This is a genomic window from Mycobacterium sp. NTMscope_Eco_3 (assembly GCF_976985685.1).
On the sequence record NZ_CDRJYZ010000001.1, the window covers coordinates 5,922,123 to 5,947,117 of the forward strand.

26 protein-coding genes are annotated in these 24,995 nt (G+C 67.5%); 18 read left to right on the forward strand and 8 right to left on the reverse strand.

Going from position 1 to position 24,995, the window contains the following annotated elements; all coding sequences use genetic code 11:
- Nucleotides 1–2 precede the first annotated feature (2 nt).
- Genes AC0KTM_RS27785 through AC0KTM_RS27825 form a run of 9 tightly spaced genes read left to right on the forward strand, consistent with a single transcriptional unit; the run spans nt 3 to nt 9,705 of the window.
- The gene (locus tag AC0KTM_RS27785) at nt 3–845 is read left to right on the forward strand and encodes an MlaE family ABC transporter permease (protein ID WP_225326300.1); all 843 of its coding nucleotides are present in this window, start codon (nt 3–5) and stop codon (nt 843–845) included.
- Nucleotides 846–865: 20 nt separating this feature from the next.
- On the forward strand, nt 866–2,068 hold the full coding sequence (locus tag AC0KTM_RS27790; RefSeq protein WP_225326301.1) for a virulence factor Mce family protein: 1,203 nt from the start codon (nt 866–868) through the stop codon (nt 2,066–2,068).
- On the forward strand, nt 2,068–3,120 hold the full coding sequence (locus AC0KTM_RS27795) for a virulence factor Mce family protein (protein ID WP_225326302.1): 1,053 nt from the start codon (nt 2,068–2,070) through the stop codon (nt 3,118–3,120). The genes AC0KTM_RS27790 and AC0KTM_RS27795 overlap by 1 nt, the downstream gene beginning before the upstream one ends.
- Entirely contained in the window at nt 3,110–4,174 is a 1,065-nt protein-coding gene (locus tag AC0KTM_RS27800) for a virulence factor Mce family protein (RefSeq protein WP_225326303.1), read from the forward strand. The genes AC0KTM_RS27795 and AC0KTM_RS27800 overlap by 11 nt, the downstream gene beginning before the upstream one ends.
- The gene (locus tag AC0KTM_RS27805) at nt 4,171–5,610 is read left to right on the forward strand and encodes a virulence factor Mce family protein (protein ID WP_472417275.1); all 1,440 of its coding nucleotides are present in this window, start codon (nt 4,171–4,173) and stop codon (nt 5,608–5,610) included. The genes AC0KTM_RS27800 and AC0KTM_RS27805 overlap by 4 nt, the downstream gene beginning before the upstream one ends.
- The gene (locus tag AC0KTM_RS27810) at nt 5,607–6,761 is read left to right on the forward strand and encodes an MCE family protein (protein ID WP_225327903.1); all 1,155 of its coding nucleotides are present in this window, start codon (nt 5,607–5,609) and stop codon (nt 6,759–6,761) included. Before AC0KTM_RS27805 ends, AC0KTM_RS27810 begins: the two co-directional genes overlap by 4 nt.
- A 12-nt stretch (nt 6,762–6,773) precedes the next feature.
- Nucleotides 6,774–8,498, forward strand: coding sequence for a virulence factor Mce family protein (locus tag AC0KTM_RS27815; protein WP_472417277.1), 1,725 nt, complete (start codon nt 6,774–6,776; stop codon nt 8,496–8,498).
- Between the two features lie 11 nt (nt 8,499–8,509).
- A complete protein-coding gene (locus tag AC0KTM_RS27820) occupies nt 8,510–9,214 on the forward strand; it encodes a mammalian cell entry protein (RefSeq protein WP_225327901.1) in 705 nt (234 codons plus the stop codon).
- Entirely contained in the window at nt 9,214–9,705 is a 492-nt protein-coding gene (locus tag AC0KTM_RS27825; protein WP_238955708.1) for a mammalian cell entry protein, read from the forward strand. Before AC0KTM_RS27820 ends, AC0KTM_RS27825 begins: the two co-directional genes overlap by 1 nt.
- Before the next feature lies 1 nt (nt 9,706).
- Here AC0KTM_RS27825 and AC0KTM_RS27830 read toward each other — a convergent pair whose 3' ends face one another.
- From AC0KTM_RS27830 to AC0KTM_RS27840, 3 genes are all read right to left on the reverse strand, one after another.
- Nucleotides 9,707–10,285 carry a hypothetical protein gene (locus tag AC0KTM_RS27830; protein WP_225327899.1) on the reverse strand — a complete coding sequence of 193 codons (579 nt, stop codon included), beginning with the start codon at nt 10,283–10,285 and terminating at the stop codon, nt 9,707–9,709.
- Between the two features lie 86 nt (nt 10,286–10,371).
- Nucleotides 10,372–11,853, reverse strand: a complete 1,482-nt coding sequence (locus tag AC0KTM_RS27835; RefSeq protein ID WP_472417279.1) for an alpha,alpha-trehalose-phosphate synthase (UDP-forming) — start codon at nt 11,851–11,853, stop codon at nt 10,372–10,374.
- Complete coding sequence (locus AC0KTM_RS27840; RefSeq protein ID WP_008263763.1) at nt 11,854–12,018, reverse strand: hypothetical protein; 165 nt, start codon at nt 12,016–12,018, stop codon at nt 11,854–11,856.
- 231 nt (nt 12,019–12,249) lie between these two features.
- Between AC0KTM_RS27840 and AC0KTM_RS27845 the strand changes: the two genes are divergently transcribed.
- From AC0KTM_RS27845 to AC0KTM_RS27855, 3 genes are all read left to right on the forward strand, one after another.
- Nucleotides 12,250–13,185 (forward strand): enoyl-CoA hydratase, encoded by a 936-nt coding sequence (locus tag AC0KTM_RS27845; RefSeq protein ID WP_225327897.1) that lies wholly within the window; start codon nt 12,250–12,252, stop codon nt 13,183–13,185.
- Between the two features lie 102 nt (nt 13,186–13,287).
- Entirely contained in the window at nt 13,288–14,127 is an 840-nt protein-coding gene (locus AC0KTM_RS27850; RefSeq protein WP_238955709.1) for an SDR family oxidoreductase, read from the forward strand.
- Nucleotides 14,128–14,158: 31 nt separating this feature from the next.
- Entirely contained in the window at nt 14,159–14,950 is a 792-nt protein-coding gene (locus tag AC0KTM_RS27855) for an SDR family NAD(P)-dependent oxidoreductase (protein ID WP_238955710.1), read from the forward strand.
- 117 nt (nt 14,951–15,067) lie between these two features.
- Here AC0KTM_RS27855 and AC0KTM_RS27860 read toward each other — a convergent pair whose 3' ends face one another.
- The 3 genes from AC0KTM_RS27860 to AC0KTM_RS27870 form a co-directional block, all read right to left on the reverse strand.
- The gene (locus AC0KTM_RS27860) at nt 15,068–16,627 is read right to left on the reverse strand and encodes an LCP family protein (protein ID WP_225327894.1); all 1,560 of its coding nucleotides are present in this window, start codon (nt 16,625–16,627) and stop codon (nt 15,068–15,070) included.
- A 343-nt stretch (nt 16,628–16,970) separates the two neighbouring features.
- Nucleotides 16,971–17,360 carry an integrase gene (locus tag AC0KTM_RS27865; protein WP_238955711.1) on the reverse strand — a complete coding sequence of 130 codons (390 nt, stop codon included), beginning with the start codon at nt 17,358–17,360 and terminating at the stop codon, nt 16,971–16,973.
- Nucleotides 17,361–17,377: 17 nt separating this feature from the next.
- The gene (locus AC0KTM_RS27870) at nt 17,378–17,620 is read right to left on the reverse strand and encodes a hypothetical protein (protein WP_225327892.1); all 243 of its coding nucleotides are present in this window, start codon (nt 17,618–17,620) and stop codon (nt 17,378–17,380) included.
- Nucleotides 17,621–17,999: 379 nt separating this feature from the next.
- On the opposite strand from AC0KTM_RS27870, the gene AC0KTM_RS27875 reads away from it, so the two are divergent.
- Nucleotides 18,000–18,188, forward strand: a complete 189-nt coding sequence (locus AC0KTM_RS27875) for a hypothetical protein (protein ID WP_238955712.1) — start codon at nt 18,000–18,002, stop codon at nt 18,186–18,188.
- Between the two features lie 18 nt (nt 18,189–18,206).
- Here AC0KTM_RS27875 and AC0KTM_RS27880 read toward each other — a convergent pair whose 3' ends face one another.
- On the reverse strand, nt 18,207–19,697 hold the full coding sequence (locus AC0KTM_RS27880) for an amidase (protein ID WP_472417281.1): 1,491 nt from the start codon (nt 19,695–19,697) through the stop codon (nt 18,207–18,209).
- Nucleotides 19,698–19,822: 125 nt separating this feature from the next.
- On the opposite strand from AC0KTM_RS27880, the gene AC0KTM_RS27885 reads away from it, so the two are divergent.
- The 4 genes from AC0KTM_RS27885 (at nt 19,823) to AC0KTM_RS27900 (ending at nt 23,109) form a co-directional block, all read left to right on the forward strand.
- The gene (locus AC0KTM_RS27885; protein ID WP_472417283.1) at nt 19,823–20,698 is read left to right on the forward strand and encodes an alpha/beta fold hydrolase; all 876 of its coding nucleotides are present in this window, start codon (nt 19,823–19,825) and stop codon (nt 20,696–20,698) included.
- Nucleotides 20,699–20,786: 88 nt separating this feature from the next.
- Nucleotides 20,787–21,455, forward strand: a complete 669-nt coding sequence (locus AC0KTM_RS27890; protein ID WP_225327888.1) for a S1 family peptidase — start codon at nt 20,787–20,789, stop codon at nt 21,453–21,455.
- 91 nt (nt 21,456–21,546) lie between these two features.
- On the forward strand, nt 21,547–22,014 hold the full coding sequence (locus AC0KTM_RS27895; RefSeq protein WP_472417285.1) for a lipoprotein LpqH: 468 nt from the start codon (nt 21,547–21,549) through the stop codon (nt 22,012–22,014).
- A 39-nt stretch (nt 22,015–22,053) separates the two neighbouring features.
- Complete coding sequence (locus AC0KTM_RS27900; RefSeq protein WP_472417585.1) at nt 22,054–23,109, forward strand: MAP_0585 family protein; 1,056 nt, start codon at nt 22,054–22,056, stop codon at nt 23,107–23,109.
- Between the two features lie 7 nt (nt 23,110–23,116).
- On the opposite strand, the gene AC0KTM_RS27905 is transcribed toward AC0KTM_RS27900, so the two are convergent.
- On the reverse strand, nt 23,117–24,016 hold the full coding sequence (locus AC0KTM_RS27905; RefSeq protein ID WP_472417587.1) for a lytic transglycosylase domain-containing protein: 900 nt from the start codon (nt 24,014–24,016) through the stop codon (nt 23,117–23,119).
- Between the two features lie 190 nt (nt 24,017–24,206).
- Between AC0KTM_RS27905 and AC0KTM_RS27910 the strand changes: the two genes are divergently transcribed.
- Entirely contained in the window at nt 24,207–24,971 is a 765-nt protein-coding gene (locus AC0KTM_RS27910) for a DUF732 domain-containing protein (protein ID WP_472417287.1), read from the forward strand.
- The last annotated feature ends 24 nt before the right edge of the window (nt 24,972–24,995 follow it).

Here is a 24,995-nt window from a genome sequence, read left to right on the forward strand (position 1 = left end):
CGATGAGTTATGACGCCACACTGCGATTTCGTCGCGTCTTCTCGCGGCTGCAAGAGCCGGTTGACGACTTCGGCGAGCAGGCGTTGTTCTACGGGCAGACCATGCGCTACGTCCCCAACGCGCTGACCCGGTACCGCAAGGAGACGATCCGGCTGATCGCCGAGATGACCATGGGCGCGGGAGCCCTCGTCATGATCGGCGGCACGGTCGGTGTCGCGGCCTTCTTGACCCTGGCCTCCGGCGGTGTCATTGCGGTGCAGGGGTATTCGTCGCTGGGCAATATCGGCATCGAGGCGCTGACGGGATTCCTGTCGGCCTTTTTGAACGTCCGGGTGGTCGCCCCGGTGATCGCCGGTATCGCGCTGGCGGCCACCATCGGTGCCGGCGCCACCGCCCAATTGGGCGCCATGCGGGTGTCCGAGGAGATCGACGCCGTCGAGTGCATGGCGGTGCACTCGGTCTCTTACCTGGTGTCGACCCGCCTGATCGCCGGCCTGATCGCGATCATTCCGCTGTACTCGCTGTCCGTGCTCGCCGCCTTCTTCGCCGCCCGCTTCACCACGGTGTACATCAACGGGCAGTCAAAAGGCCTCTACGACCACTACTTCAATACGTTCCTGATCCCGTCGGATCTCCTGTGGTCGTTCCTGCAAGCCATCGTGATGTCCATCGCGGTCATGCTCGTACATACCTATTACGGCTACAACGCCAGCGGTGGCCCGGTCGGCGTCGGGATCGCGGTCGGCCAGGCCGTGCGGACGTCGTTGATCGTCGTGGTCGTCATCACTTTGTTCATCTCGCTCGCTGTGTATGGGGCGTCCGGTAACTTCAACCTCTCCGGCTAAGAGGACCGCTTAAAAGGGACATGGCAGACACAAGCGCGCGACGCACAACCGTCCGGCTGGCAGCAGCAGTGCTGGCCGGCCTGATGGTGGCTTTCGCTGTGCTGACTTACCTTTCCTACACGGCCGCCTTCGCGTCGATCGACACCGTCACCGTGTCGGCGCCCCGGGCCGGGTTGGTGATGGAAAAGGGCGCCAAGGTGAAATACCGGGGCATCCAGATCGGCAAGGTCGAGACCATCGACTACTCCGGTGACCAGGCGCGCCTCACGCTGGGAATCAACAGCGACGACATGCATTTCATTCCGTCCAACGCGACGGTGCACATCGCCGGCAACACCATCTTCGGTGCCAAGGCGGTGGAATTCATTCCGCCTCAAGCGCCGTCGCCGACCTCCCTGCGTCCGGACGCGCACGTCGCGGCGTCGTCGGTGCAGCTGGAAGTCAACACCTTGTTCCAGTCGCTGATCGACCTGTTGCACAAGATCGACCCCGTCGAACTCAACGGGACGCTGAGCGCGTTCGCCGAAGGCCTACGCGGCCACGGCGACGACCTGGGCGGCATCCTGTCGGGATTGAACACGCTGACGCGCCAAGCGAATCCGAAGCTGCCCGCCTTGCAGGAAGACCTCCGGAAGACGGCGGTCGTGGCCAACGTGTACGCCGACTCCGCCCCGAACCTGAACACCGTCGTCGACAACCTGCCGACGATCAACAAGACCGTCGTGGACGAGCAGAAGAATCTCGACAGCACGCTGTTGGCCACCATCGGCCTGTCCAACAACGCCTATGAGACGTTGGCGCCGGCCGAACAGGACTTCATCGACACCATCAACCGGCTGCGGGCCCCGCTCAAGGTGGCCGCCGACTATTCACCGGAATTCGGATGCCTGTTCGCCGGCATCGAGCGCGGTATCAAGGAATTCGCCCCGCTGCTCGGCGTCCGCAAGGCGGGGTTGTTCACGTCGTCGAGCTTCGTGCTGGGCGCGCCGTCGTACACGTTCCCGGAATCGCTGCCGATCGTCAACGCCTCCGGCGGCCCGAACTGCCGTGGGCTGCCCGACATCCCGACCAAGCAGACCGGCGGGTCGTTCTACCGGGCGCCGTTCCTGGTCACCGACAACGCCAACATCCCGTACGAGCCGTTCACCGAGCTGCAGGTCGACGCGCCCTCGACGCTGCAGTTCTTGTTCCACGGCGCCTTCGCGGAACGGGACGATTTCTGATGCCCAGCTCCGCGATGCCCTCGCACCGCTCGATGATGATCAAGGTCAGCATCTTCGCGGTGGCCATGCTGTTGGTCTCGGCGGGACTGGTGGTCGTCTTCGGCGACTTCCGGTTCGGCCCCGAAAGCACTTACCACGCAACGTTTACCGACATCTCGCGGCTGAAGGCCGGTCAAAAGGTGCGCATCGCCGGGGTGCCGGTCGGTGCGGTGTCGGATATCAAGCTCAACCACGACAACACCATCGACGTGAAGTTCGGGGTCGACAAGCGCTACACGCTCTACTCGTCGACCCGCGCGGTGATCCGGTACGAAAACCTGGTCGGCGACCGGTATTTGGAGATCACGTCGGGCCCGGGCGAGCTGCGGAGGCTACCCGCGGGCGGGACGATCAACAGCCAACACACCCAACCGGCGCTGGATCTCGATGCGCTGCTGGGCGGGCTTCGGCCGGTGCTCAAAGGCCTTGACGCCGACAAGGTCAACACCATCAGCAGTGCGGTCATCCAGCTGCTGCAGGGCCAGGGCGGGGCGTTGTCGAACGTGCTTGCCGACACGAGCGCGTTCTCCTCGGCGCTGGGCCAGCGCGACCAGCTCATCGGCGACGTGATCAACAACCTCAACACGGTGCTGACGACCGTGGACCAACGCAGCGCGCAATTTTCGACCAGTGTCGATCAGTTGCAACAACTGATCAGCGGGCTGGCCGAACACAAAGACGACATCGCCGGCGCCATCCCCCCGCTGGCCTCGACGACGACGGATCTGACGCAGCTGCTGAAGAATTCGCGCCGGCCGCTGCAAGGCATCCTGGAGAACACCCGTCCGCTGGCCACCGAGCTGGACAACCGCAAGGCCGAGGTGAACAACGACATCGAACAGCTGGGTGAGGACTATCTGCGGCTGGCCGCCCTCGGCGCCTACGGGTCGTTCTTCAACATCTATTTCTGCTCCGTGACGATCAAGATCAACGGCCCGGCCGGTGGCGACATCCTCCTGCCCCTGGGTGGCCAGGTGGATCCCAGCAAGGGGAGGTGCGCTTTTGCCAAGTAACGCAAAACATGAGCGCGATCCACTGCGCACCGGCATCTTCGGCGTGGTGCTGGTGGTCTGCGTCGTACTCATCGCATTCGGCTACGCCGGGTTGCCGTTCTGGCCGCAGGGCAAGATCTACGACGCCTACTTCAGCGACGCCGGTGGAATCAATCCCGGCAACGCCGTTTACGTCTCGGGTTTCAAGGTCGGCAAGGTGACCTCGGTGGGTCTGGCCGGCGACAGCGCCAAGATCAGCTTCAGCGTCGACCGCCACGTCGCGGTCGGCGACCAGTCGCTGGCCGCGATCCGCACCGACACCATCCTCGGTGAGCGCTCCATCTCGGTGACGCCGGCCGGCGGTGGCAAGGCAACCACCATCCCGCTCAGTCGCACCACGACGCCGTACACGCTGGCCGGCGCGCTCGAGGACCTGGGTTCCAACGCCAGCAACCTGAACAAGCCGCAGTTCGAGAAGGCGTTGAACGTGCTGACCGACACCCTGCACGACGCGACCCCCGAGCTGCGCGGTGCGCTGGACGGCGTGACGTCCCTATCCCGCACCCTGGACCGACGCGACGAGGCGCTGCAAAGCCTACTGGCGCATGCGAAGTCGGTCACGGGCGTGTTGTCCCAGCGCGCCGAGCAGGTCAACAAGCTGGTCGATGACGGTAACGAGTTGTTCGCCGCCCTCGACGAACGCCGCCGGGCCCTGGGCCAGCTGATCTCGGGCATCCAGGATCTCTCGGCGCAGATTTCCGGCTTCGTCGCCGACAACCGCCGGGAATTCGGGCCCGCGCTGAACAAGCTCAACGATGTGCTGTCCAACCTCAATGAGCGCCGCGACTACATCACCGAGGCCCTCAAGCGGTTGCCCACCTACGCCACCGAGCTGGGCGAGGTCGTCGGGTCGGGCCCCGGCTTCAACGTGAACGTCTACGGTGTCATCCCGGCGCCGCTGCTCGCGACGATGTTCGACTTCTTCTATCAGCCCGGCAAGATGCCGGCCAGCCTCGCCGACTACCTGCGCGGGCTGATCCAGGAACGCTGGATCATCAGGCCGAAGTCACCATGATGCAGCGGATCCTCGGCAGCCGTGGGCTGCGCTACGCCACCATCATCGCGCTGGTCGCGGTGTTGGTGGGCGGCGTGTGTGTGCTGTCGTCGCAAGCGAATAACCGCAAGATCGTCGGCTACTTCGCCTCGGCGGTCGGTTTGTACCCCGGCGACCAGGTGCGCATCCTGGGTGTCCCGGTCGGCACCATCGACACGATCGAGCCGCGGCCGTCCGACGTCAAGATCACCATGTCGGTGTCCAAGGACGTCAAGGTCCCCAAGGACGCCAAGGCGATCATCATGTCGCCAAACCTGGTGGCGGCCAGGTTCATCCAGTTGACGCCGGCGTACACCGGCGGGCCGGAGATGGCCGACGGCGCCACCATCGGGCCGGGCCGCACCGCGGTCCCGGTGGAATGGGACGAGGTCAAGGAGTCGCTGACCCAGCTCGCCGTCCAACTCGGCCCGACCGCCGGATCGATGCAGGGCCCATTGGGCGCCGCGATCAACCAGGCCGCCGACACCTTCGACGGCAAGGGCCAGTCGTTCCACAGCGCCTTGCGCGAGCTCTCGCAAGCCGCTGGGCGGCTGGGGGATTCGCGCGGCGACATCTTCGGCACGGTGAAGAACCTGCAGGTGGTGGTCAACGCCCTCTCGTCCAGTAACGAACAGATCGTCCAATTCGCCGGCAACGTCGCGTCGGTGTCGCAGGTGCTCGCCGACAGTTCGCGCCATCTCGACAGCACGCTGGGCACCCTCAACACCGCGCTGTCGGACATCCGTGGGTTCCTCCACGAAAACAACTCGACCATCATCGACACGGTCAACAACCTCAACGATTTCGCGAAGACGTTGAGCGACCAGAGCGACAACATCGAGCAGGTGCTGCACGTGGCGGGCCCGGGTATCGCCAATTTCTACAACATCTACGACCCCGCGCAGGGCACGCTGAACGGCCTCTTGTCGATACCGGAATTCGCCAATCCCGTGCAGTTCATCTGCGGTGGATCCTTCGAGACCGCGGCCGGGCCGAGGGCGCCGGACTACTTCAAGCGCGCCGAGCTCTGTCGTGAGCGGCTGGGGCCGGTGCTGCGCCGGCTCACGGTGAACTACCCGCCGCTGATGTTCCACCCGCTCAACACGATCACGGCGTACAAGGGTCAGATCATCTACGACACCCCGCAAACCCAGGCCAAGGCGGCGACCCCGGTCCCGGAGCTGACCTGGGTCCCGGCCAAGGGCGCCCAGACGCCGGCCTCCCAGAACCCGGCGGATCTGCAGGCGCTGCTCGTCCCGACGGCCCCGCAGGCCGGCCCGGCACCCGGCCCCGCGCCGGCCGGTGCCGCACCCGCCCCCGGTCCCGCTCCCGGAAGCGCGTTCGGCCCGCGGCCGGGACCCGCTCCCGGTCAACCGGCGCCTAACGGGCCGGCGGCCGGCTTGGGCGGTGGCGGATGAACCGAATGTGGTTGCGCGCCAGCGGGTTGGCGGCGGGCAGCGTGCTGCTGGCCGGCTGCCAATTCAACGGCCTGAACTCGTTGGCGATGCCGGGCACCGCCGGCCATGGCAGTGGTGCCTACTCGGTGACCGTCGAGCTGCCCGATGTGGCGACGCTGCCGCAGAACTCACCGGTCATGGTGGACGACGTCACCGTCGGAAGTGTTGCCGGTATTGCCGCCGAACAGCGGTCCGACGGATCGTTTTATGCGGCAGTGAAATTGGCGCTGAACAAGAACGTCGTGCTGCCCGCCAACTCGACCGCGACGGTCGCCCAGACGTCGCTGCTCGGTTCGATGCACATCGACCTGGCTCGGCCGAAGGACAAGCCGGCCGTCGGCCGGCTGACCGACGGGTCCAAAATCACGGAGGCCAACACCGGTCGCTATCCCACCACCGAAGAGGTGCTCTCGGCGCTCGGCGTTGTGGTGAACAAGGGCAATGTCGGTGCGCTGGAAGAGATCACCGACGAGACCTACCGGGCCGTCGCGGGCCGGCAGGACCAGTTCGTGGACCTGGTGCCGAGGCTGGCGGAATTGACCTCGGGGCTCAACCGTCAGGTCAACGACATCATCGATGCGGTCGACGGATTGAACCGATTCTCGGGAGCATTGGCGCGCGACAAGGACAACCTGGGCCGGGCGCTGGACACGCTGCCCGAGGCGATTCGCGTGCTCAACAAGAACCGCGACCACATCGTGGAGGCCTTCGGCGCGCTGCACAAACTGGCCAACGTCACCTCGCACGTGCTGGCAAAGACCAAGGTGGACTTCGCCGCCGACATGAAGGACCTGTACTCGGCCGTGAAGGCCCTCAATGACAACCGGAGGAATTTCGTCACCTCGCTACAGCTGTTGCTGACGTTTCCGTTCCCCAACTTCGGGATCAAGCAGGCGGTGCGGGGTGACTACCTCAACGTGTTCACCACCTTCGACCTCACCCTGCGCCGCATTGGTGAAACGTTCTTCACCACCGCTTATTTCGACCCGAACATGGCTCACATGGACGAAATCCTCAATCCGCCGGACTTCTTGACCGGCGAATTGGCCAACCTGTCCGGTCAGGCCGCGGATCCGTTCAAGATTCCGCCCGGCACGGCTTCGGGACAGTAGGGGCGGGCGCAGATGCACGACAGACTGACCAAGATCCAGCTGGCGATCTTCGCCGTGATCACGGCGATCACCTTGACCGTGATGGCGATCTTCTACCTGCGGCTGCCCGCGACGTTCGGCATCGGAACCTACGGCGTGAGCGCTGATTTCGTTGCCGGCGGCGGCCTGTACAAGAACGCCAATGTCACCTACCGCGGAGTTGCCGTCGGCCGCGTCGAGTCGGTGGGCCTGAGCCCCAACGGCGTCATCGCCCAGATGCGGCTGAACAGCGAGACCGCCATCCCGTCGAACGTCACCGCCACCGTCAAGAGCGTGTCGGCGGTCGGCGAGCAGTACATCGACCTGGTGCCCCCGAGCGCAGCGGCATCGAGCAAGTTGACCAACGGATCTCGCATCGAGCGGCAGAACACCCGCATCGGCCAGGACGTCGCCAACCTGTTGAAGCGGGCGGAGACACTGGTCAACAGCCTGGGTGACACCCGGCTGCGTGAGCTGTTGCACGAGACGTTCATTGCGGCCAACGGCTCGGGCCCCGAGCTCGCGCGGCTCTTCGAGTCGGCCCGGCTGCTGGTGGACGAGGCCAACGCCAACTATCCGCAAGTCTCGCAGCTGATCGACCAGGCCGGCCCCTTCCTGCAGGCCCAGATCCGCGCCGGCGGGGACATCAAGTCGCTGTCGGACGGGTTGGCGCGGTTCACCTCCGAGGTCCGTCAGGCCGACCCGCAGCTGCGCGACACCCTGGCCACGGCCCCCGGGGCCACCGACGAGGCCAGCACCGCGTTCTCCGGCATCCGCCCCGCCTTCCCGGCCCTGGCCGCCAGCCTGGCCAACCTCGGACGGGTGGGCGTGATCTACAACAAGTCGATCGAACAGCTGCTGGTGGTCCTGCCGGCGTTGTTCGCGGCCATCACCACCGCCGCGGGCGGCGGGCCGCAGGACGAAGGCGCCAAGCTGGACTTCAAGCTCGACCTCAACGACCCGCCGCCGTGCGCCGTCGGCTTCCTGCCCCCGCCGTTGATGCGCACACCGGCCGATGAGACGGTGCGCGAACTTCCGAGGGACATGTACTGCAAGACCGCCCAGAACGATCCCAGCACCGTGCGCGGCGCCCGCAACTATCCCTGCCAGGAGTTTCCCGGAAAACGCGCCCCCACGATTCAGCTCTGCCGCGACCCGAAGGGCTACGTGCCGATCGGCCGCAACCCGTGGCGCGGCCCGCCAGTGCCCTACGACACCCCGATGACCAACGGGCTGAACGTGTTGCCGCCCAACCACTTCCCGTATATCCCACCGGACGCGGAACCCGATCCCGGGACACCGATCGTCGGGCCGCCGCCCCCGGGCGTGGTGCCCGGGCCGGGGCCGTTGCCCAACAAGCAGCCTGCCTTCGCCCCGCCGCCACCCAACGACAACGGGCCGCCGCCGCCGTTCACGTCGTGGCAGCCACCGGGGGTGCCGCCGGTGCCGCCGCAGCTTCCGTATCCGAAGTGGCTGCCCCCGCCGGCACCGCCGCTGGGGATCAACCCGCCGCCGTCGGCCCCCGGACCGGAGAAGCCGTGGGGCCCGCCGCCCGGGGGACAGCCACAGGCCAGCGGGCCGGCCTACGCCACCTATGACGAGAAGACCGGCGCGTTTGTCGATCCGGCAGGCGGCACTGGTATCTTCGCCGCCGGCGCCACCGGAACCTCCGGCGCCGAGAATTGGGTGGACCTCATGCTTGATCCAAGGCCGATGTAATGGACCGTGTAATGGACCCTGTCGTGGCAGACGAACAAACAACCAAGCCGCGAGCTCGTCGTCGAGCCTCGCGCGCGGCGGGTCCCGCCAAGAGTGAGTCGACCCGGGACGTCACGGTCCAGACCGAGGGCCCGGCCGCGCCGAAGCGGCCGGCGAAACCCAAGGCCCTCAAGTCCATCAAGCCGCCACCGCGGCGCCAGCCGCACCGCGCCCTGGTGGCGTGGATCTCATTCGCGGCGGCGCTGGTGGCGGTGGGGACGTTGGCCGGATGCGTGGCCCTCTTGATCGTCCAGCACCGCCACGCCACCGCGGCGCAGGCGCGCGACCAACGTTTCGTCGACACCGCGACGCAGACCGTGGTCAACATGTTCAGCTACAAGCAGGACAACATCGACGAGAGCGTCAACCGGTTCGTCAACGGGACCAGTGGCCCGCTGCGCGGCATGCTCAGCGCCAACAACAACGTCGAAAACCTCAAAGGCCTGTTCCGCTCCACCAACGCGACATCCGAAGCCGTCGTCAACGGCGCCGCGCTGGAAGGCATTGACACCGTTACCGATAACGCGTCGGTGTTGGTGTCGGTTCGCGTCACTGTCGCCGACATCGACGGGGTCAACAAGCCGTCCATGCCCTACCGGTTGCGTGTCATCGTGCACGAGGACGACTCCGGGCGGATGAGCGGCTACGACCTGAAGTATCCCGACGGGGGTAATTGATGCGATGGCGGCGTTGGCTGCTCATCGTCGCGGGTTGCCTTCTGGCCGTGGCGTTCGTCGGGTTGTCCGCGGTGGCCGGCTGGATGTACTGGGATCGGGTCGAGGTCCGCGGTGAGCAGGCGGCGCGCGCCGTGTTGCCCGGCTTGGCGGCCAAGGAAATACCCGAGGTCTTCGCCTACGACTACCAAACCGTCGAACGCAGCCTGTCGGCCGCCTACCCGCTGTTGACCCCCGACTATCGCGCGGAGTTCCAGAAGAGCGCCAACACGCAGATCATCCCGGAAGCCAAGAAGCGCGAAGTGGTGGTGCAGGCCAACGTCGTGGGCGTGGGAGTCATGTCCGCCCAACGCAATTCGGCGTCGGTGATGGTCTACATGAACCGGACGGTCACCGATAAGTCACGCCAGCCGTTGTATGACGGCAGCCGGTTGCGGGTCGACTTCAAGAAGATCGGCAAGCAATGGCTGATCGGCTACATCACGCCGATCTAGCTCAGTAGCACATCGCAATGCCGTTGCAGTACAACGGGTAACGCTCGATGGGGCTGGGCGGCGGCCCGGTCATCGCCAGCGAGAATGGTTGCTTTTTCATCTCCGGCTGCAGCCCGCACACCGCCCCGTGCAGCGTGGTGTGGGTGCCGCTCATCGTTTCGTCGCTGAACGCGAAGGTTTCGGTGGACGGCGCGGTGCCTCCGCCCGGGCAGGCCACGCCGTTGTCCTTTTGAACCTTGAAAGTCCACAGCATGCTGGACATGCGCGCCCGGCCGCTGAAGTTCTGCAGCTTGTCGGCGGCGCTGATCTGCTCGGACGTCGAACTCACGATGTTCAGCGCGCAGTTCATCGCAAATACGATCGGGTCGGAATAGTCGTTCATGTTCCGGGTCCCGGACGGCTGGTCGCAGAGTGCGGAGATCGTCCAGGTGACCCCGGAAACGCCCGCCTCGTTGTAGGCGTAGGTGCCGTCCGCGGGCGGCCCGAGCGCTTTGGCCGGTTCGCCGGATTGCAACGCGATTCCCGTTGCGACGGCCGTGAAGATCGCGGCACCCGCGGCCAGACCGTGACGGAGCTTCATGTGACTCTTTCTCCTTCGCGTGCGACGCTGCACCCGAGTATCACAGCGTTGGCGCGCCAACACCATGGGTTCTCGGCGCATCCGGGCTAATCGGCGCCATGGGGCCGCGCCTCGGCGAGCGCGTCGAGGAATGACCGCGCCCAGCGATCAACGTCATGGGCGAGCACCTGGCGGCGCAGGGACCGCATGCGCCGCCGTCCTTCCTCGACGGACTGGTCGAGTGCGGCCTCGATGGCGTCCTTGACCCCCTCGAGGTCGTGCGGGTTGACCAGGTACGCCTGCCGCAGTTCGGCGGCGGCGCCGGTGAATTCGGACAGCACGAGCGCACCGCCGAGATCACTGCGGCAGGCGACGTACTCCTTGGCGACCAGGTTCATCCCGTCGCGCAGCGGGGTGACCAGCATGACGTCGGCGGCCACGAAGAACGCGATGAGTTCGTCGCGGGGGACCGGCCGGTGCAGGTAGTGCACCATCGGATGCCCGACTTCGCCGTATTCACCGTTGATGTGGCCGACCTGGCGTTCGATGTCGTTGCGCAGCTGCTGGTAGCTGTCCACCCGCTCGCGGCTCGGTGTCGCCAGCTGGATCAGCACCGTGTCGTCGCGCTTGGCCCGCCCTTCGGCCAGCAGCTCCGAAAACGCCTTCAGCCGAACGTCGATGCCCTTGGTGTAGTCGAGCCGGTCGACGCCGAGCAGCACCTTGCGGGGGTTGCCGAGCTCGGCACGAATTTCCTTGGCGCGGCGCCTGATAGCGCGGTGCCGGGCCGTCTTGTCGAGTGCGCCGGAGTCGATGGAGATGGGAAAGGCGCCCACCCGGACGACGCGGGACTCGAGCTCGACCTCGCCGTACCGCGACCGCACCCCGACCGCCCCGCGCGAGGTGTTGGCTCCGGTCAGCCGCCGGGAGAGGAACAGGAAATTCTGCGCGCCGCCGGGCAGGTGGAATCCGACGAGGTCGGCGCCCAGCAGGCCCTCGACGATCTCGGTCCGCCACGGCATCTGCATGAACAGCTCCACCGGCGGGAAGGGGATGTGCAGGAAGAAGCCGATGGTCAGGTCGGGCCGCATCTCGCGCAGCATCGCCGGGACCAGTTGCAGCTGATAGTCCTGCACCCACACGGTCGCGCCGCGCGCGGCGGCACGCGAGGTCGCTTCGGCGAAGCGGCGGTTGACGACGACGTAGCGATCCCACCATTCGCGGTGGTAGAGCGGCTTGACGATGACGTCGTGATACAGCGGCCACAGCGTGGCGTTCGAGAAGCCCTCGTAGTACTCGGCGACGTCGTCCGCGCTCAGCTTGACCGGCCGCAGTTCCAGGTCCTCCTGGACGATCGGCTCGTCTTCGTGGTCGACGTCCTCGTCGACGACGCCGGGCCAGCCCACCCACGCGCCGCGCCGGCGCCGCAGTAGCGGCTCGAGGGCGGTGACCAGTCCCCCGGGGCTGCGTTTCCAGGCCGTGCTGCCGTCAGGAAGCACCTCCCGGTCTACCGGCAGCCGGTTGGCGACGACGACGAAGTCGGATTTCCCGAATTTGGCTGCCTTGGAGCTTCGCCCTCCCCCGGGAGCCATTTACGCGTCGAGTTTCGCCGGCCCAATACCCAGCATGGACAGAAAAACCCGGCATTCGTCGGCGTCGTTGGCGTACGCCGCGACGACCCGCCTGGCCTGGCTCGCAGTGCTGTCCGCCACCGGCTCGACGTCGCCGATTTCGCCAGGATCAGATTTCGTAGGCATGACTTAACTGTAGGCGACGCGCGCGATCGGCCGCAGCCCGTCTCACCAGCTAACGGGCGTCGGACGCATTTATGGCTGGTTTGCAGGGATTCGCCGCGCCGCTCGCGAAGACACGATCGGCCGGGGCGTGCCCCTGCCAGGGGTTCGCGGCGCGTCCCCCCAGCGCGGCCCCGGTTACACACTGGCCGTAATCTGTAAACAATTCGAGCTGACAACAAGCGAGGTGGGCCAATGACTCTCTCCGAGCAAGCCGGCGCGCAGGCGGGCAACGCCAGCGCCGAGGAGCTGGTGACCTACGAAACTCTCGACGAGGGCCGCATCGCGCGCATCTGGCTCAACCGGGCCGACGCCCACAACGCGCAGAACCGCGGCCTGCTGGTGCAGCTCGACGAGGCATTCCTGCGCGCGGAGGCCGACGACACCGTCCGGGTGATCATCCTGGCCGCCCGCGGCAAAAACTTCTCCGCCGGTCATGACCTCGGCTCGGAGCTGGCGCTGGCCGAGCGGGCGCCGGGTGCGGGGCAGCATCCGACGTTTCGGATCAATGGCGCCACCCGCGATCCGGTCGCGGAGAAGACCTACCTGCAGGAGTGGCATTACTTCTTCCAAAACACTTGCCGCTGGCGCGATCTGCGCAAGATCACGATCGCCCAGGTCCAGGGCAACGCGATCTCGGCGGGCCTGATGCTGATCTGGGCGTGTGACCTGATCGTCGCCGCCGACAACGCCAAGTTCAGCGATGTGGTCGGCGTGCGGATGGGCATGCCCGGGGTCGAATATTACGCCCACCCTTGGGAATTCGGCCCGCGCAAGGCCAAAGAGCTGCTGCTGACCGGTGATGCGCTGGACGCCGACGAGGCCTACCGGCTGGGCATGGTGTCCAAGGTGTTCCCGGTCGACGAATTAGCCGACAAGACACTGGAATTCGCGCGCCGCATCGCGGAGCGGCCCACGATGGCGGCCATGCTGATCAAGGATTCGGTCAACGCCGCCTCCGACGCGATGGGCTTCACCGAGGCGTTGCGGCACGCGTTCCACATCCACGAGTTGGGCCACGCGCACTGGGCGGCCCACAACGAGAACAGGTATCCGATCGGCCTGCCGCCCGACGTCGAGGACTGGCGCAACGCCAAGCCGACGAAGCTGGCGCGCCGCGATACCCCGTAGCGCCGCGCGCCAGAGCGCCTAACGAGACCGGGGGTAGCGATATTCCCCCCGAGGGGACATGCTTCTATAGCTAAAACTTGTTCCAGTTTGAAAGGGCCTCGCGTGCAGCTTGCTTTCCAAGACCGGACATACCTGATCACCGGCGGCGGTAGCGGGATCGGCAAGGGCGTGGCGGCCGGGCTGGTCGCGGCCGGCGCCTCGGTCATGATCGTCGGCCGCAATGCCGATCGACTCGCCGGGGCCGTCAAGGAGATCGAAACCCTGCCCGGCGGCGGCTCCATTCGTTACGAGCCCGCCGACGTCACCAACGAGGACGAGGTGGCCCGCGCGGTCGACGCGGCGACGGCCTGGCACGGGCGGCTGCACGGCGCGGTGCATTGCGCGGGTGGCTCGCTGACCGTGGGGCCGATCACCCACACCGACTCGGAGGCGTGGCGAAACACCGTCGACCTCAACGTCAACGGCACCATGTACGTGCTCAAGCATGTGGGGCGCGAGCTCGTGCGCGGCGGTGGCGGCTCGTTCATCGGGATCTCATCGATCGCGGCCAGCAACACCCACCGGTGGTTCGGGCCGTACGGGGTCACCAAGTCGGCGATCGACCACATGATGATGCTGGCCGCCGACGAACTCGGCCCGTCGTGGGTGCGGGTGAACAGCATCCGACCGGGCCTGATCCGCACCGATCTGGTCGACGCGAGCGTGATCCAGTCACCGGAGATCAGCGGCGACTACGCGCTGTGCACCCCGCTGCCGCGGGTCGGTGAGGTCGAAGACGTGGCCAACCTGGCGATGTTCCTGCTCAGCGACGCGGCCGCCTGGATCACCGGCCAGTGCATCAACGTCGACGGGGGACACATTCTGCGTCGCGGTCCGGATTACTCCTCGATGATGGTGCAGATGTACGGCGAGGACGCGCTGCGCGGGGTGGTGGCACCCTAATCGTCGCCGCGCCTAGCGAACGGGAGAAGTGATGAAGCGACTCGAGGGCAGGCGGATCCTGGTGACCGGCGCCGCGTCGGGCATCGGGCAGGCGACCGCGCTGCGCTTGCTCGACGAGGGCGCCGCGGTGGCGGCCGCCGACGTGGCAGCCGACGGCCTGGACACGACGAGGGCCCGCGCCCAGCAAGCCGGCACCGCCGACCGGCTCACCACCCTGCCGATGGACGTCGGCAGCGAGGAGTCGGTGATCGACGGCGTACGCCTGGCCGTCGGGCGGCTGGGCGGCCTTGATTCGCTGGTCAATGCCGCCGGCATATTGCGGGCCGCCCACACCCGCGAGACCAGCCTCGAACTGTGGAACCAGATCGTCGGCGTGAACCTGACCGGGACCTTTCTGGTGGTGCGTGAAGCGCTCGACACCCTGTTGGCGAACCCGCGCAGCGCGATCGTGAACTTCAGCTCCACGTCGGCCTCGTTCGCCCATCCCTACATGGCCGCCTACGCCGCGAGCAAGGGCGGCATCCAGGCCTTCACCCACTCGTTGGCGCTCGAATTCGCGCGCGAGGGCCTGCGTGCGGTGTGCGTGGCGCCCGGCAGCATAAAATCCGGGATCACCGACGCCACCGGCGGATACATTCCGAAAGACGCTGACTGGTCGCTGTTTTCGCGGCTGATGCCGGTCCTGCCGACCACGACGGAGTCCAGCGGCACCGGGATGGCCGGACCCGACGCGGTGGCCGGGGTGATCGCCATGCTGGTGTCCGACGACGGGGCCTGGATCACGGGCACCGAGATCCGCATGGACGGCGGCACGCATGCCTGATGGCGGCGACCCGCTGCGCCCGGCTTCGCCGCGCTTGCGATCGCCGCTGCGCTTGATGGCGGCGACCCGCTGCGCCCGGCTTCGCCGCGCTTGCGATCGCCGCACGCCTGATGGCGGCTAGTTGACGCAGGGCACGCCGCCGCCGTCGATCGGCTTTCCCTGATCGGGCGTCGGGTAGGTCGTGGTGGTGCCGTTGTAGTAGTAGGACTTGGCCTTGGTCGACGTGGTGGTGCTGGTGCTCGTGACGTCGTCCATCTGCGTCTCGTCCGGTGTGGGGATCGAGAAGTTGGTATCCACCGTCACCCGGATGTGGCCGGGTTGGACGCCGGGGCTGGGCTGTTTGGGCGCGTCGAGGCCCAGCAGGTTGGCCACGTTGCTCGCATCGGTCTGCGCGCCGGCGCCGTACTCGATCGAGCTGGTGGTCGGCTCGCCGGACTCGCGGTCGCGGACCTGGCCCGGGGTGTAGCCCTTCTTCTTCAGCGCGCGCGAGACCTCGGTGGCGAGCCCGCTCATGCTGCCCGAGTTGACCACGTCGACGACCGTGGACGGATTGGGCTTGACGGCCGTCGTGGTGGTCGCGGTCGACGGTGCGTCGGTGCCGATCGCCGCCGCCACCTCTGCCTTGATCGCGGTCGGGTCGACGATGTTGACGTCCTGGCCATCGATGTTGTCGTAGCGCACCACCGGCAGCGTCCGGAATTCCAGGTTGCCGCCGGCGAGCCCGCCGAGCCGTTGGATCATCTCGTCATTCCAGCCGGACGAGAGCACCACGTCCTTGCGCGCCACCGCCATCAGGTTCTTGAGCTTGTCGATGTTGGTGAACGTGCCGGCGGCCTGCAGCTCCTGCATGACCGACGAGATGAACGCCTGCTGGCGGTGGGTGCGGTCCAGGTCGCCGTTGTCCAGGCCGTGCCGCTGCCGGACGAACGACAGGGCCTCGGAAGCGTCCAGTCGCTGGCGGCCGGCCGGGAAGTCGGCGCCGGAATACGAGTCGTAGACGGCGTGGTTCAGGCACACCTCGACGCCGCCCAGCGTCTGCGCCAGATCGTAGAAACCGGCCAGGTTGACCTCGGCGAAATAGTCGATCGGGACGCCGGTCAGGCTGCGCACCGCGCGCAGGGTCGCCGCCCGGCCCGCTTCGCGGCCCTTGGTCTCGAGCTCTTTCTGACTGCTCGTCCCCTGGTTGGCCAGCTTTTGCGCGACGTACTGTTTGGTCAGCCCGTAGGCCTCTTTGATCTTGATGTGGTTGTATCCCGGGACCCCGGTGAAGGGCACCCAGTCGTCGCGCGGGATCGAGAAGGCGACCACTTTGTTGTCGGCGCTGACGTGCACGAGGATCAGCGTGTTGGTGTTGTAGCCGCCGTCGTCGGAATCGCCCGCGTGCAGATGCTTGAGGATCGAATACGGCAGGTCGTTGCCGTCCTGATCCTTCCGCGAGTCCAGGCCGATCAGCAGGATGTTCATGTTGTCGCCGCTGGACCGCGGGTCGTCGGGCTGCAGTGCGTTGGAAACGGTGATGCCACCCAGCGCGCCGTGCGCCACGTAATACCCGGCGCCGGTCAACCCGACCGCCGCCACGGAAACCAGTGCGCCCAAGGTGCGCGTCAGCCCTTTACGGAATCGAGAGGGTTGACGGACGGCTCGATGGCGGCGATGGGCGCCGCCCGAGCGGGCCATCACAAACCTCTGCCCACACCCAGCGCATCACCGGACCCCGCAACGGCGGTTAGCGGCGATGTCGCTTCGAGCATGGTGACAAGTATGCGTTAGCTTGCTGTGAAGGCCCCAATCGAGAGCGCCCGTCGACGGCCGTCGCGAGCGAGTTCGGCGGGCCCGGTCGGCGCGATTCGCGGCCACGATCGCCGCTCTACCAGGCTGTTTTGGTCGGGCGGTGCGGGGGAGTGGCCGCGCTGATCGCCGGCGGGCCTCGAGCGGGAGAGCGATCGAGCCGAACTCGTTACCGCACGGATACCTCGTAGCGGACCGGCATCGACCGGGACGGGCCAGCAAACCGTCGCCGTCAGCAGTACAGGTACTCGATGCGCCATCGGCCATCGACGTAGTCGGCGCGATACTGGCCGCCGAGCGCCGGGTTGGCATCGTGGATGAGGCCGGAGCCGCCCACCCCGGGCGTGAAGCCCGGGGGATCCCACGCGATGGACACCGGGTTGGGCGGCATGGTCGGTGTGCATCCGACTTGTTTCTTGACGTAGCCGTCGATGATCGCGCGCTCGGCGGCGGCCTGGTCACCGCCGTCGGGCGCGGGGGCGTTGGGGCACAGCGCATTTGCGCCACAGGGGTGTTGCCCCACGGCGGCGCGGGCCACGTGCGTCGGCGTACTCACGGTCAGCATCGCCGCCGCGAGCATTCCGGCGGCCGCCGTGGTCCCGGCAATTCTGCGGATGCGCATGTTGTCTCCCAGCCGTGCTAGCGGGCTTTGACCAGGTCCTCACCCGCGGAGTAAAAGAGCGTGATGTTGGTGCCGGTGACGATTTCGGCGAGATAGACACCCGCGGGTTCGACCTCGTAGTAGTAGTGGGCATTGCCCTTGGTATCCAGTGTCGACGCGCACGGGTAGCCCGGCGCCCCGCATCGCTGTTTGATCGGTATCGCGAAAACGGCGAGCAACACGACGACGGCGATTCCGATGCTCAGCGGGACTTTCTTCACTGCCGACCTCGTTTGCGCCAGATCTACCACCGTTGGAGTGTAAGCGGCCGATCCCGCCGCGGCACCTGCGACGCCGCGGGCCCTTCTTCCTAGGCCGACGGCGTTTGGGGGCCCGGGTGCCGCGGGTACGCGGATGTGAGCCGATCGAAGGGCTGAGCATGAGCGATACGGACCTCAGGCCGCTTTCGGCGGAGCGGCCAGGCAATTCAGAGCCGCGGGAGCCGGGGACACCGGACGAGAAACCGGAGCGGCTCACGCCGACCGAAACGCCCGAACGGCTCACGCCGACAGAACCGCCGGAGCGGTTGACGCCATCGGAACCGTCCGAGCGTCACGCCCCGGAATAACGAACGCGACCGAGCAGGATCGGAGGACGGATATGCGTGCCGAGGAAGGCGACGAATCGGTCAAGGACTACGCGAAAGAAGGCCGGGAAACCCTGGGCCGCATCAAGGCTTCCCAACACGCGGGCGGCCGCCTGGGTGACATCGCCCGACGGTTCGCCAGTCTCTGGCGGGGGCAGCGCGGCCAGCCGGGCGGCCAGCAGGGCACCGAGCGGCCGGCATAAAACTGATTGCGGCAGGGGCTAATTCGTGGCCGGAGCCGGATGTCGGTGAGCCCATGGGTGCGCCTCTTCGAGTTGGGCGGCCAACTGCAGGAGGCCGCCGTCGGCGCCCAACTTCCCCACGAATTGCACACCCAGCGGAAGGCCACCCTGTGTCCAATGCAGGGGGACGCTGATCGCGGGGCGCCCGGTGAGGTTCGCCAACTGCGTGTAGGGCACCCAGCCCAGGCTCTCCTGGATGAGTTCGTCGAGAATTCCGCTGAGCCCCATGAGTTTTCCCGCACGGAGCCTGCTGATCACTCGGGCCGCGCGCTGCAACACCGCCGACGTCGTGGTGGCGCCCACCTCCAGGGGAGGGGTGGCCAGGGTGGGGGTCAGGAAGTAGTCGTAGGCGCCGTGGAACTTGGCCAGAGACTGGATGTAGTCGTTCCTGTTTTCCAGTGCGGACATGACCGCGAGGACACCCCCGGATCGGCCGAGTTCACTGACGGCCAAACTATCGGCCTCAAAGTCGCTGTCGCGGGCGCCGGTTCGCCGCTTGATGTCGGCGACCTGGTGGTGGAGCTGCGCGAACCAGATGGTCAGAAAGTCACGGCCCAGCGCGGCATCATCGTACGGCGGGGCGACCTCCTCGACCTGATGGCCCAGTTCGCCCAGCAGCACGGCGGTCTTCTCGACCGCGGCGACGGCCTCCGGGCTCGGCCGCGGGTTGATGGCCGAGCGCGCCGAGTATCCGATTCTCAGCGCTTCCGGACGACGTTGGATGAGTTCGCTGAATGGCTTGTCGGGCAATGCAACCCGGTAGGCCCCATCGGGTTGCTGTCCGACGATCGCGTCGTAGAGCGCGGCACTGTCGCGCACAGTGCGCGACACCACCCCCTGGGTCGCCATCCCCAACAGCATCTCGCCGGTCTGCGGGCCGTAGGGCGCCAAGCCCCGGCTGGGCTTGAGGCCGACGAGTCCGTTGCAGGCGGCGGGGATTCGGATCGACCCGCCGCCGTCGTTGGCCCCGGCGGCCGCAACGATGCCGGCTGCCACCGCTGCCGCGGATCCGCCTGACGAGCCGCCGGGCGTGTGCTTCGTGTTCCACGGGTTGCGGGCGGGACCCCAGTAGTCGGGTTCCGTCACGCCCTTGGCCCCGAATTCGGGAGTATTGGTCATCCCGAAGATCACCAGGCCCGCGTCCAGAAACCGCTGCGTGACCAGCGCGTGCCGGTCGGCCACCTCGTTGGCCAGCGACCGTGACCCGCACGACGTGGGAAAGCCGCGGTACTCCTGGCCGAGGTCTTTGAGCAGGAATGGGACACCGGCGAACGGCCCGCTCAGGTTCGGGTCTGCGGCTTGGGCGTCGGCGACATGGTCGAGACGGCGGACGATGGCGTTCAACCGCGGGTTCACGGCGTCCGCTCGTTGCCGCGCCAACGCGAGGAGTTCGGCCGGAGTGACCTGCTTGCGCGCGACCAGCTCGGCCAGGGCGGTCGCGTCCAGCGACATGTACTCGTCGAGGTGCATGTCTTCTCCTTCGCTCCGGTCCGTCCCGTGCGGCACCGACCTGACCTCCCCTAAATTGACGCCGCTGCACGCTATCGACGTCAAGCGAATGCGGGCACCGGCTCGGGGCGCCTTAGTATCACCTGGTGCCCACGGCAGCTGAACCGTTTACGATCCGGGGTCCCGGCGGGGTCCAGATCGTCGCCGACCGCCTCGGGGATCCTCACGCCCGCGCCGTGGTGTTCTTGCACGGCGGCGGGCAGACCCGCCGTTCCTGGGGCAAGGCCGCTGCCGCGGTCGCCGCGCGCGGGTGGCAGGCCGTCACCGTCGACCTGCGCGGCCATGGCGAATCGGACTGGTCCGGTGACGGCGACTATCGCGTCGTCAGTTTCGCCGGCGACGTCCAAGAGGTGCTGCGCACGCTGCCGCCGCGACCCGTGCTGGTCGGTGCCTCGTTGGGCGGGTTCACGTCGATGCTGCTCGCGGGGGAGCTGTCCCCGGGCATCGCGAGTGCGGTCGTGTTGGTGGACATCGTCCCGAACATGGACCAGTCCGGGGCGAACCGGATACATGCGTTCATGGCCGAGCGGGTGGAATCGGGGTTCGGCTCACTCGACGAAGTCGCCGACGCGATCGCCGAGTACAACCCGCATCGGCCGCGACCAACCGATCTGGATGGCCTGACCACCAACCTGCGTCGCCGCGGCGACCGCTGGTATTGGCACTGGGATCCCCAGTTCATCAGCGGCACTGCGGCATTCCCACCGTTCGAGGTCACCGATGCCGATCGGATGCACGCGGCCGTGGAGGCGATCCTGCGCGGCGGGGTGCCGATGCTGCTCGTCCGCGGGCAGATGAGCGACCTCGTCAGCCAGGAGCGCGCCGACGAATTCCTGGCGCGTTTTCCCCAAGTCGAATTCACCGATGTCCGCGGTGCGGGACACATGGTCGCCGGCGACCGCAACGACATCTTCGCCGGCGCCGTGCTGGAATTCCTTGCGCGGCACGTCGACGCCGGATGAACCGCCCACACGGAACCCGCTGGCCGCCAGCGTATCTGAGACGGGTGGCGCTGCTACTATCTGCCGGGCACAAGCGGAGGGGGTCGGAGTGAGCATGCCGTGGTTGCGGAGGCTGGGACTCGTCGGGGCCCTCATGGTGGCTGGGACGGCGATGGCGAAAACCGCTGCGGCAGCGCCGCCCCCGGCCCTGCCATCGCCGCCCCCGGCGCCGGGCATGGGGGTCGATCATGAATCCGGCAGGTGCACAGCGGGATTCGCGGCACAGGGTGCCGACGGCAGCTACTACCTGATGACCAGCGGCCACTGCGACGCGCATGACGGTTCGGAGTGGACGTATGGCAACGATGCCCCGCTCGGCAGAATCTCGGCCAGCGAGCATGAGGGCGCCAAGCGGGACGCCGCGATCATCCGCCTCGAGCCGAGTGTCGGCATGCCGGTGGGCGACGTGGGTGGCAGATATCAGGTACGGGATGTGTTGAGCCGCACGCAGATTCAGCCCGGTATGCCGTTCTGCAAGATCGGCGCGGTGACGGGCGAGACGTGCGGCGCGATCAAGGGCATCGATGGTGACGTGGTCGAAGCCAGCGTGTTCAGCCTCGACGGCGACAGCGGCAGTCCCGGCTTCGTGATGAACCCGGACGGCACCGTGAGCGCGGTCGGTCTGTTGATGTCCTCGCCCGACGGAGACGACTACACGACCTACTTCATGCTGATCAATCCGCTGCTGGACAGGTGGGGCCTACGGGTTCTCCCGTGAGAAGCGTTTGCAGATCTCGGGTATCGGGTATGCGGGCGACCGGCCTCGAACTCCGAGAGCCAGCGGAACCAGCGGCACGAAGGGGACAGTAGTGAAGCGTGGGATCGTAGTCGGCGTTGCCGGTGTGGCCCTGGTGATCGCGGCCGGCGCCGGTTGTTCGAGCAACAAATCCGGTACGGGATCGTCCGGCTCGTCTACGCCGGCGGCAGCAGGTCCGCTAGTGATCGTCGACGGTCAGAACCAGAATGTCAGCGGGCAGGTCACGTGCACCGCTGCGGGTGACAACACCAACATCGGCGTCGGCGACCCGACCGCCGGGCTCGGCGCCGTAGTCAGCAACGGCAATCCGCCGCTGGTCCATTCGGTCGGCCTGGGCACCGTCAACGGTGTCGCGCTCGGGTTCTCCGACGCCGCCCCCAACCAGGGCGGCAGTGCGGGGGCCGCGGTCAACGGCAAGACGTGGGCGATCAAGGGCACCGCTACGGGTGTCGACATGAGCAATCCGCAGCAACCGCAGCAGGTAACCAAGTCATTCGAGTTGGACGTCACCTGCCCGTAGCGCAGGCCATCGACACCCTAGGGGGACGCAGCTATGTCTATGAAACGTGTCGTCAGCGCTGCCGCGGTGGCCGCCGGCCTGAGCATCTCGGCGGCGACTCTGAACGCCGGATCGGCCTACTCCGCGCCACTTGATCCGCCACCGCCCTGCCCGGGCTGCCACGGCGGCGGTGGCGGCGGTGGCGGCGGTGGCAACCCCGGCGGACCGGGTGGGCAGCCGGGCGGCGGCGGTGGTGGCCCCGGCGGTCAGCAGGGCGGGGGCAATACCCCGCCGCAGGGCGGCCAGAACAGTCCACCGCAGGGCGGGCAGAACAGCCCGCCGGCGCAAGGCGGCCAGAACGGTCCGCCGGCGCAGGGCGGGCAGAACGGTCCGCCGGCGCAGGGCGGGCAGAACAGTCCGCCGGCGCAGGGCGGGCAGAACAGTCCGCCCCCGCAGGGCGGACCGACGAACGCGCCGCCCCAGGGGGGCCAGAACACGCCGCAGCCGAATGAGCACGGCCAACCCCCGGCCCAGCCCGGGCAGAACGCGCCCCCCGGCCAGGACAACCAAAACCCGCCCCAGCCGGGGCAGAACACCCCGCCGAACGAGCCTGGTCAGAATCCGCCGCCGCAGGGTGGGCAGACTAATGCCCCGGCGAACACCCAGAACCCGCCGCCGAACGAGCGGCAGCGGTATGCGTCGCTCAACCCGCCGAGCACTCAGCCGCCGCACCCGCCGTACGTTCCGCCGCGCGGGGTGTATGCCAGCGGCAATGCGGAGATCGGCGGACCAGTGGGTCTCGACACGGGCTTCAGCGTCGTGGGCCACGGGGCGCCCCCGCCGCCGCGCCAGCACGGCTACGGCTGGAACGACGGCCCGGCCCCTGGCCACCCGCCGCCGCACTGGGAGGGCCCGCCGCCTCCGGGTGGCTGGAACGGTCCGCCGCCTCCGGGTGGCTGGAACCGGCCGTGGGCCGGCCCGCCGCGTGACGTGGCTGTGGCCCGGGCCGACTTCGGACCGTTCAACTACAACACCTTTACCGTCATCCCGGTCTTCAACTGGCAGTACGGCGGTTGGGGTTACTGGTTCTTCGGTGTCTGGGTGCCGCTGTACTGATCGCGCACTACTGCGGGTGGGTCGCCACGTAGTCCGCGGCCGGGATCGGTGAGGAGGCCTCGTAGCCGATGGGCAGCAAGACGTCGCCGGCCGTCGTGCGGCAATAGACGTCCCACCGGTAGTACGCCGCGAAGGTAGCGGGATCGGCCGCGATCAGCGCCGCGTACTGGTCGACCGCGCGCACGTATTCGCTCGCGTGGTTGTAGCCATAGATGGCGCGATTTCGATCGTTGGCAAAGCCGTTGGCGGCCAGGTAGCGGCCCGCCGCCAGGATGCTGTCGCGGGGCGAGTGGATGTCGCCGCCCTGGCCGTAACCCGCGAATGTCGACGGCAAGAACTGCATGGGGCCCTGCGCGCCGGCGGTGCTCGCGCCCACGATGCTGCCGAAACGCGACTCGATGAAGTTGATCGCGGCCAGGTAATTCCAGCCGACGCCCGACTCGGATTCCGCCTGGTGGTAGTCGTTGAGCAGTTCGTCGGCCGGGGCCGGCGGCTCGATGCGCCACGCCGGCAGGGTGTCTCGCACCGGGGTCAGCGCGATGAGTTGCCGGCGCGCGTCGACGTTGCGGTCGTAGACATCGGCCAGCTCCGCCGGGATGCGCGGGCGCGTCGTCGCATCCCATTCGGGATGGCGAGCGATGGCGCGGTACGCCGCCTGCTCGCGGTGCGCCGCCGCCGTCAGCGCCGGCTCCGGAGTCCCCGGGTCACGCAGCGCGCGCTCGTCGGCGACGAGGTCATCGGCCAGCTGCACGGGGTCCGACGCCAGGGGCGGCTGCGCGCCGCCGGGCGTCCCCGCGTCCGCGGGCACCACCCGTTTCGGCGGCGCCAGCGGTGCGGCCGGGGTCGCCGGGGTGGCGCGGGTCGCCTCCACCGAACGCGACGCAGAACAACCGGCGAGCGCCAACATGACCGCGGCCAGGACGAGCGGCGCGGCGCGTCGGTTACGGCCCACACTGATCACGTCCGTCCATCGCTTCGATCCGTACGGCTCCGGTTGGTTGGCTCACACCGAGTCTTGCGCATCGAAGCGCGTGACATCAATGCCGATGAAGCACAGGGACTTGTAACAACGTCGTTGCACTCTCAAACTGGTTGATATGCGCGACCGCGAGACGATCGACTCAGAATTGCGGCGCATCGCCCTTGGGCGCCGATCGATCCGCGAGCAGGGTGGTCAGCCGTCGTCCCAAGAGGTCGACGAACTGCTCGACGAGCTCCTGGCCCACAGCATGGGGACGCCTCTGGTGAACGCGCCTGATGCGGGCGAGACCCAGGGGGTCGCCGACGCCCCGCCACGGCGCAACACGACCCGCATCATGCTCCTGCGGCGTAGCGGTCTGCTGCGCCGGCTGGGCCTGGTGGCGGCGTTGCCGCTGTCGCTGGTGGCCATCGCCGCCGCGGTGATGGCCATATTCGCCGTCCGCCACCAGGATTCAGCGGCGCAACCGACGGAAACCCCGGCGCCGGCCGCGCCACCACCCAGTCACATAGCGCCACCCACAGCAGTCCCGCGGATTGGCGTCGCCGACACGGCGTTCATCGCCGCGTTGAAGCACGAGGGCGTGCCGATTCCCAGCCAGGATTACGTGATGGCCCAAGGGCACGCGGTCTGCGACTTCCTGGGGCACCAACACAACTTTTCCGACGCGGTCGCATTCGTGCAGCGGTCGTCGATCTGGGACGCCGACCAAAGTTCCCATGTCACCGCGGGGGCCATCGTCGCCTACTGCCCTCAGTCCCTACCTACTGCGCCGGACGACACGCAGCCGGCCTATCAGGATGCTCTCTCCGATCTGCAGGCCATCGAAGGACAACTGCGCGACATCCAGGGCGATCTGGATAACCTTCCGGGCCACCCGTGAGCCCGGTGGGCCGCGGGCCCGTCT

What these genes read in the sequence shown, in the direction of transcription:
- AC0KTM_RS27880 (WP_472417281.1), bottom strand. Translation starts at nt 19,697, where the DNA reads ATGCACCTCGACGAGTACATGTCGCTGGACGCGACCGCCCTGGCCGAG.
- AC0KTM_RS27815 (WP_472417277.1), top strand. Translation starts at nt 6,774, where the DNA reads ATGCACGACAGACTGACCAAGATCCAGCTGGCGATCTTCGCCGTGATC.
- AC0KTM_RS27905 (WP_472417587.1), bottom strand. Translation starts at nt 24,016, where the DNA reads ATGTTGGCGCTCGCCGGTTGTTCTGCGTCGCGTTCGGTGGAGGCGACC.
- AC0KTM_RS27795 (WP_225326302.1), top strand. Translation starts at nt 2,068, where the DNA reads ATGCCCAGCTCCGCGATGCCCTCGCACCGCTCGATGATGATCAAGGTC.
- AC0KTM_RS27860 (WP_225327894.1), bottom strand. Translation starts at nt 16,627, where the DNA reads ATGGCCCGCTCGGGCGGCGCCCATCGCCGCCATCGAGCCGTCCGTCAA.
- AC0KTM_RS27820 (WP_225327901.1), top strand. Translation starts at nt 8,510, where the DNA reads ATGGACCCTGTCGTGGCAGACGAACAAACAACCAAGCCGCGAGCTCGT.
- AC0KTM_RS27855 (WP_238955710.1), top strand. Translation starts at nt 14,159, where the DNA reads ATGAAGCGACTCGAGGGCAGGCGGATCCTGGTGACCGGCGCCGCGTCG.
- AC0KTM_RS27865 (WP_238955711.1), bottom strand. Translation starts at nt 17,360, where the DNA reads ATGCGCATCCGCAGAATTGCCGGGACCACGGCGGCCGCCGGAATGCTC.
- AC0KTM_RS27835 (WP_472417279.1), bottom strand. Translation starts at nt 11,853, where the DNA reads ATGGCTCCCGGGGGAGGGCGAAGCTCCAAGGCAGCCAAATTCGGGAAA.
- AC0KTM_RS27790 (WP_225326301.1), top strand. Translation starts at nt 866, where the DNA reads ATGGCAGACACAAGCGCGCGACGCACAACCGTCCGGCTGGCAGCAGCA.
- AC0KTM_RS27830 (WP_225327899.1), bottom strand. Translation starts at nt 10,285, where the DNA reads ATGAAGCTCCGTCACGGTCTGGCCGCGGGTGCCGCGATCTTCACGGCC.
- AC0KTM_RS27805 (WP_472417275.1), top strand. Translation starts at nt 4,171, where the DNA reads ATGATGCAGCGGATCCTCGGCAGCCGTGGGCTGCGCTACGCCACCATC.
- AC0KTM_RS27810 (WP_225327903.1), top strand. Translation starts at nt 5,607, where the DNA reads ATGAACCGAATGTGGTTGCGCGCCAGCGGGTTGGCGGCGGGCAGCGTG.
- AC0KTM_RS27875 (WP_238955712.1), top strand. Translation starts at nt 18,000, where the DNA reads ATGCGTGCCGAGGAAGGCGACGAATCGGTCAAGGACTACGCGAAAGAA.
- AC0KTM_RS27845 (WP_225327897.1), top strand. Translation starts at nt 12,250, where the DNA reads ATGACTCTCTCCGAGCAAGCCGGCGCGCAGGCGGGCAACGCCAGCGCC.
- AC0KTM_RS27825 (WP_238955708.1), top strand. Translation starts at nt 9,214, where the DNA reads ATGCGATGGCGGCGTTGGCTGCTCATCGTCGCGGGTTGCCTTCTGGCC.
- AC0KTM_RS27900 (WP_472417585.1), top strand. Translation starts at nt 22,054, where the DNA reads ATGAAACGTGTCGTCAGCGCTGCCGCGGTGGCCGCCGGCCTGAGCATC.
- AC0KTM_RS27785 (WP_225326300.1), top strand. Translation starts at nt 3, where the DNA reads ATGAGTTATGACGCCACACTGCGATTTCGTCGCGTCTTCTCGCGGCTG.
- AC0KTM_RS27910 (WP_472417287.1), top strand. Translation starts at nt 24,207, where the DNA reads ATGCGCGACCGCGAGACGATCGACTCAGAATTGCGGCGCATCGCCCTT.
- AC0KTM_RS27840 (WP_008263763.1), bottom strand. Translation starts at nt 12,018, where the DNA reads ATGCCTACGAAATCTGATCCTGGCGAAATCGGCGACGTCGAGCCGGTG.